The 3679-nt window shown below is 60.5% G+C and carries 4 protein-coding genes and 3 pseudogenes; 6 read left to right on the plus strand and 1 reads right to left on the minus strand.

The genetic code is table 11. The features are described from left to right. From EN750_RS23495 to EN750_RS23505, 3 genes and pseudogenes are all read left to right on the plus strand, one after another. A partial coding sequence (locus EN750_RS23495) for an IS3 family transposase (RefSeq protein WP_143748509.1) occupies window positions 1-97 on the plus strand: 97 nt, incomplete at its 5' end. Between the two features lie 378 nt (window positions 98-475). Continuing rightward, a pseudogene (locus EN750_RS23500) lies at window positions 476-728 on the plus strand (IS5/IS1182 family transposase); the annotation flags it as partial. Beyond that, complete coding sequence (locus EN750_RS23505; RefSeq protein ID WP_348629621.1) at window positions 716-910, plus strand: hypothetical protein; 195 nt, start codon at window positions 716-718, stop codon at window positions 908-910. The pseudogene EN750_RS23500 and the gene EN750_RS23505, both read left to right, overlap by 13 nt. A 56-nt stretch (window positions 911-966) precedes the next feature. Here EN750_RS23505 and EN750_RS40925 read toward each other — a convergent pair. Continuing rightward, a pseudogene (locus EN750_RS40925) lies at window positions 967-1118 on the minus strand (IS110 family transposase); the annotation flags it as partial. Between the two features lie 355 nt (window positions 1119-1473). Between EN750_RS40925 and EN750_RS23515 the strand changes: the two are divergent. The 3 genes and pseudogenes from EN750_RS23515 to EN750_RS41525 all read left to right on the plus strand — a co-directional run. Then, window positions 1474-2421, plus strand: coding sequence for an FAD-dependent oxidoreductase (locus EN750_RS23515; RefSeq protein WP_189526401.1), 948 nt, complete (start codon window positions 1474-1476; stop codon window positions 2419-2421). A gap of 132 nt (window positions 2422-2553) precedes the next feature. Further along, a complete protein-coding gene (locus EN750_RS41520) occupies window positions 2554-3363 on the plus strand; it encodes a hypothetical protein (RefSeq protein WP_127397796.1) in 810 nt (269 codons plus the stop codon). Continuing rightward, window positions 3278-3679, plus strand: a pseudogene (locus tag EN750_RS41525) (aminomethyltransferase family protein); the annotation flags it as partial. The gene EN750_RS41520 and the pseudogene EN750_RS41525, both read left to right, overlap by 86 nt.

Genomic DNA, 3679 nt, shown 5'->3' on the forward strand with positions numbered 1-3679 from the left:
CGATTACATCGAGCGCTTCTATAACCCTCGGCGAAGGCACTCGACGCTAGGCTACCTGAGCCCAGTCGAGTTCGAGGAACAAGCTATGCTAGCTTAACCTCGTGTCCGAAAAACCGGCAGCAGGCCATACAATGCAGTCCGTCGGGCGGTCTGACTTAAAGCCGACGACAATTTAGCGGTTGCCCTTCCCAAACCTCGGTATTTCGGTGGTGCCGGCGCAGCGGCGGCGAGTTGTAGCGTTCCAGACCGCGTAACCGCATAAGCGGAGCCCCCCGGCCAGTTCCTTACGACGTCGCCCGTGAACTATCGGCAAGGCGGCTCGCTGATTGAGGAAGATTAAGGATTAGTTAGGCATTGCAGGAGTTGCAGTGTTTGGCCGCTGCTTTCTTGCTTTCTTGCAATTCGATTTGCACGATTCCATTGTGCGCCAATGCGTGATTCACTCGTTTAGGCGAGGCGAATCGAGGGGACGGCGGTGTCCAGGCCACGCGAGAAGCGCGAGACGCGAGAGCAGAATCTGTTCCGCTCCAGGCTCGATCAGATCATCAACATGAAGCATGAGCTGGTGCGGCTGGCGCAGGCGATCGACTGGCCGGTGCTGATGATCGTTTCGGCGCGGTTTATTCGGACGGACCGGGCATGCCGCCGTTGGCGACGTGGCTGATGGGGGGCTTGCGATCCTGAAGCACACCTTCAATCTGTCGGACGAGGAGCTGTGTGCCCGCTGGGCGGCGAGACCCTGCATGCCCTCTCGAAGCGCCACGACATCTCACGCAATCTGATGCGGATATGGATCGAGAAATTTCAGGCGGGCGCTATCGACGAGAATGCCGCAGCGGCCGATCTTCTCCGGGCTTATGAGGCGCGCATTGCCGCGCTCGAACGGCTAGTCGGCAAGCAGGCTCTGTAACCGGAGTTTCTAAAGGGGGGCTCTGCATGCACGACCGCGGCAGAGAAACGGGCCTACACCGCCTTGACTTGCTCAATGAGTAGTTCGAGGCGGTCAAGTTCGCGACCGACCTGAGCCTTGAGGTGCTCTGGAAGCGGTCGGCCGTCGCCGGTCCGCAGCGCATCAAGTTGGTGCACAGCGGCTCGTATCCGGAAATGCCTTTAGAAAATGGCTTGTCACGCTATGGATGCATGCAGATCCATGGCCGTCGCGACGGCGACCGACAATTCACTTCCGATGACAGCGGATCGCGTCGGCGAGTGCCAGCGCGGGGCGCGCGTTGTACGCGCTTGCGGGCAGTCTCATGCAAAGCTCGTAGGTATTCTCAAAGTCGCCCCGTTGCCGCGCGACCGCCGCTGTCCTTCGGCTTGAGGCACCCCTGCGTCCGACGCCAGGAGCGCGCAGAAATTCTGGTTTTTTAACCTGCAGATCATCGGACATCGGACAACCTTTGACATTAGCTTAGTGTGAAAGTTAACCCGCCTTCCCGGCGCCTTCCCGACAAAGCTAGAATAGCGCTTCCCGTGGCCAGCAAACTGCCTTCCCATGCCGAGTACGTAGTTATCGGAGGTGGGATTATCGGCCTCTCCATAGCTTACCATCTAACGCGCCTTGGGCACCGCGACGTTCTGCTCCTGGAACGCGATCAGCTCACGTGCGGCACAACCTGGCATGCGGCGGGCCTGGTGACCCAACTCCGCGCCAATGAAACCATGGCGAGACTCGCTCAATATTCCGCCGAGTTGTTCAGGGATCTTGAAAATCTGACCGGTCAAGCCACCGGTTTTCGGCAAACAGGCTCCATCACCGTGGCCGCGACTCAGGACCGGCTGGAAGAGCTGAAGCGCGGCTCCTCGATGGGCCGATCGTTTGGTTTGGACGTCGAATTGATTAGCGCGGCTGAAGCCCAGCGCCGCGTTCCGTTGCTCGACGTGAGTGATGTTCTCGGGGCGGCATGGATCGCTTCCGACGGGATGACAAACCCTATCGATACGGCCCGCGCCTTCGCGGCCGGGGCTCGCCAAGGTGGAGCAACGATCCTCGAGCGGACTCCCGTAGCACGCATCCTCGTCGAAAAGGGCCGCTTCGTCGGCGTCATAACCAGTCACGGGACAGTGCGTGCTGAGAAGGCAGTTATCAGCACTGGCCTGTGGACGCGGGACATGGCAGCTGATCTCAACTGGTCGGTGCCGTTGCAAGCTGCCGAGCATTTCTATGTTGTTACCGAGGCCATTCCTGACCTTCCCCACGACATGCCCACGATCCGCGATATGGACGCACGCGTCTATGCAAAGGCCGACGCCGGGAAGTTGCTCGTGGGGTTCTTCGAGCATAACGGCAAGCCCTGGGGCATGGATGGCATACCGCACAATTTCAGTTTCGATTCGCTGCCTGAGGATTTCGACCACATCGAACCTCTCAGCGGCCATGGAGCGCATGCCGGTCCTGGCAAATGTCGGTCTGCAACTTAACTTCAATGGCCCCGAGAGCTTCACGCCGGATAACCGTTCCACCTTGGGCCATCGCCTGAAATTCAGGGGCTTTACGTCGCTTCAGGGTTCAATTCCTGCGGTATCGAGTCCTCGGGCGGCGCGGGCAAGGTCATGGCCGAATGGATGTCTACGGGATTGCCAGCGGGCGATTGCTGGGAAATGGACGTGCGGCGGTCCATGCCCTTCCAGCGAAACAAACGGTATTTATACGACCGGACGGTGGAGGCCGTGGGCAACCTCTGGACGCTTCATTTGCCGCACAAGTCACCAAAGTCGGCGCGCAACGTCCGCGTGTCCCCGCTCCACGACCGCCTGGCGGCCGCCGGCGCCAATTTCGGTGAAAATGCCGGTTGGGAACGCGCCCAATGGTTCGGTGCCCCCGGATCAGCGAATGAAAACCATGCGACGTTCGGTCGTGACGGATGGTTCGAGCGCAGCGGCGCCGAACACACTGCCACCCGCTCGGGCGTCACATTGTTTGACCAGAGCTCGTTCGCGCACATACTTGTCCAGGGGCCCGATGCACTTGCCCTGCTCCAGCGCCTGTCCACTAACGACGTGGACGTGGCGGTCGGGCGGATCGTGTATACGCCGTGGCTGAACGAGCGTGGCGGTATGGAGTCCGACGTAACGATCGCGCGAACCGGTGACGAGGAATTTCTCATTGTCACTGCGGCCGTGCAACGAACCCGCGATCTCGCGTGGTTGCGCCTGCACGCCAAGGGAGCCGGCCACGTCGCAATCGCCGACGTTTCATCAGGTTACACCACTCTTTCCGTCATGGGGCCACGCTCGCGTGAATTGCTGGAGCGCGTCAGTCCCGCAGACTTTTCCAATGAAGGATTTCCCTTTGCGACGGCTCGCGAAATCGAGGTCGGATACAGCACTGGCGCTTGCATTCCGGATGACCTTTGTGGGTGAGCTTGGCTGGGAACTTCACATCCCGACCGAGCAGACATTGGGTGTCTACGACGCCTTGGTGGCCGGCGGCGTCGATCTCGGCGTGGGGCACGCTGGATATGTAGCCCTCAATACGCTGCGTCTTGAAGCAGGCTACCGTGACTGGGGCTCGGATGTCGGTGACGAAGACACCCCCTTGGAATCGGGACTGGCTTTCACGGTTGCGTGGGACAAGCCTGAGGATTTCATTGGCCGCGCGGCCTTAGAGGCCCAGCGCGGTAGGCCGCAACGCCGGCGGCTCGTCCAACTCGCTGCGCCCGAGGCCAAGTCCTTGATG

The sequence above is a fragment of the Mesorhizobium sp. M7A.F.Ca.ET.027.03.2.1 genome, from assembly GCF_003999175.1.
In the GTDB taxonomy this organism is placed as follows: Bacteria; Pseudomonadota; Alphaproteobacteria; order Rhizobiales; family Rhizobiaceae; genus Mesorhizobium.

Coding starts and splice junctions, on each gene's coding strand:
- EN750_RS41520 (WP_127397796.1), top strand. CDS start 2,554: ATGGCCGAATGGATGTCTACGGGATTGCCAGCGGGCGATTGCTGGGAA.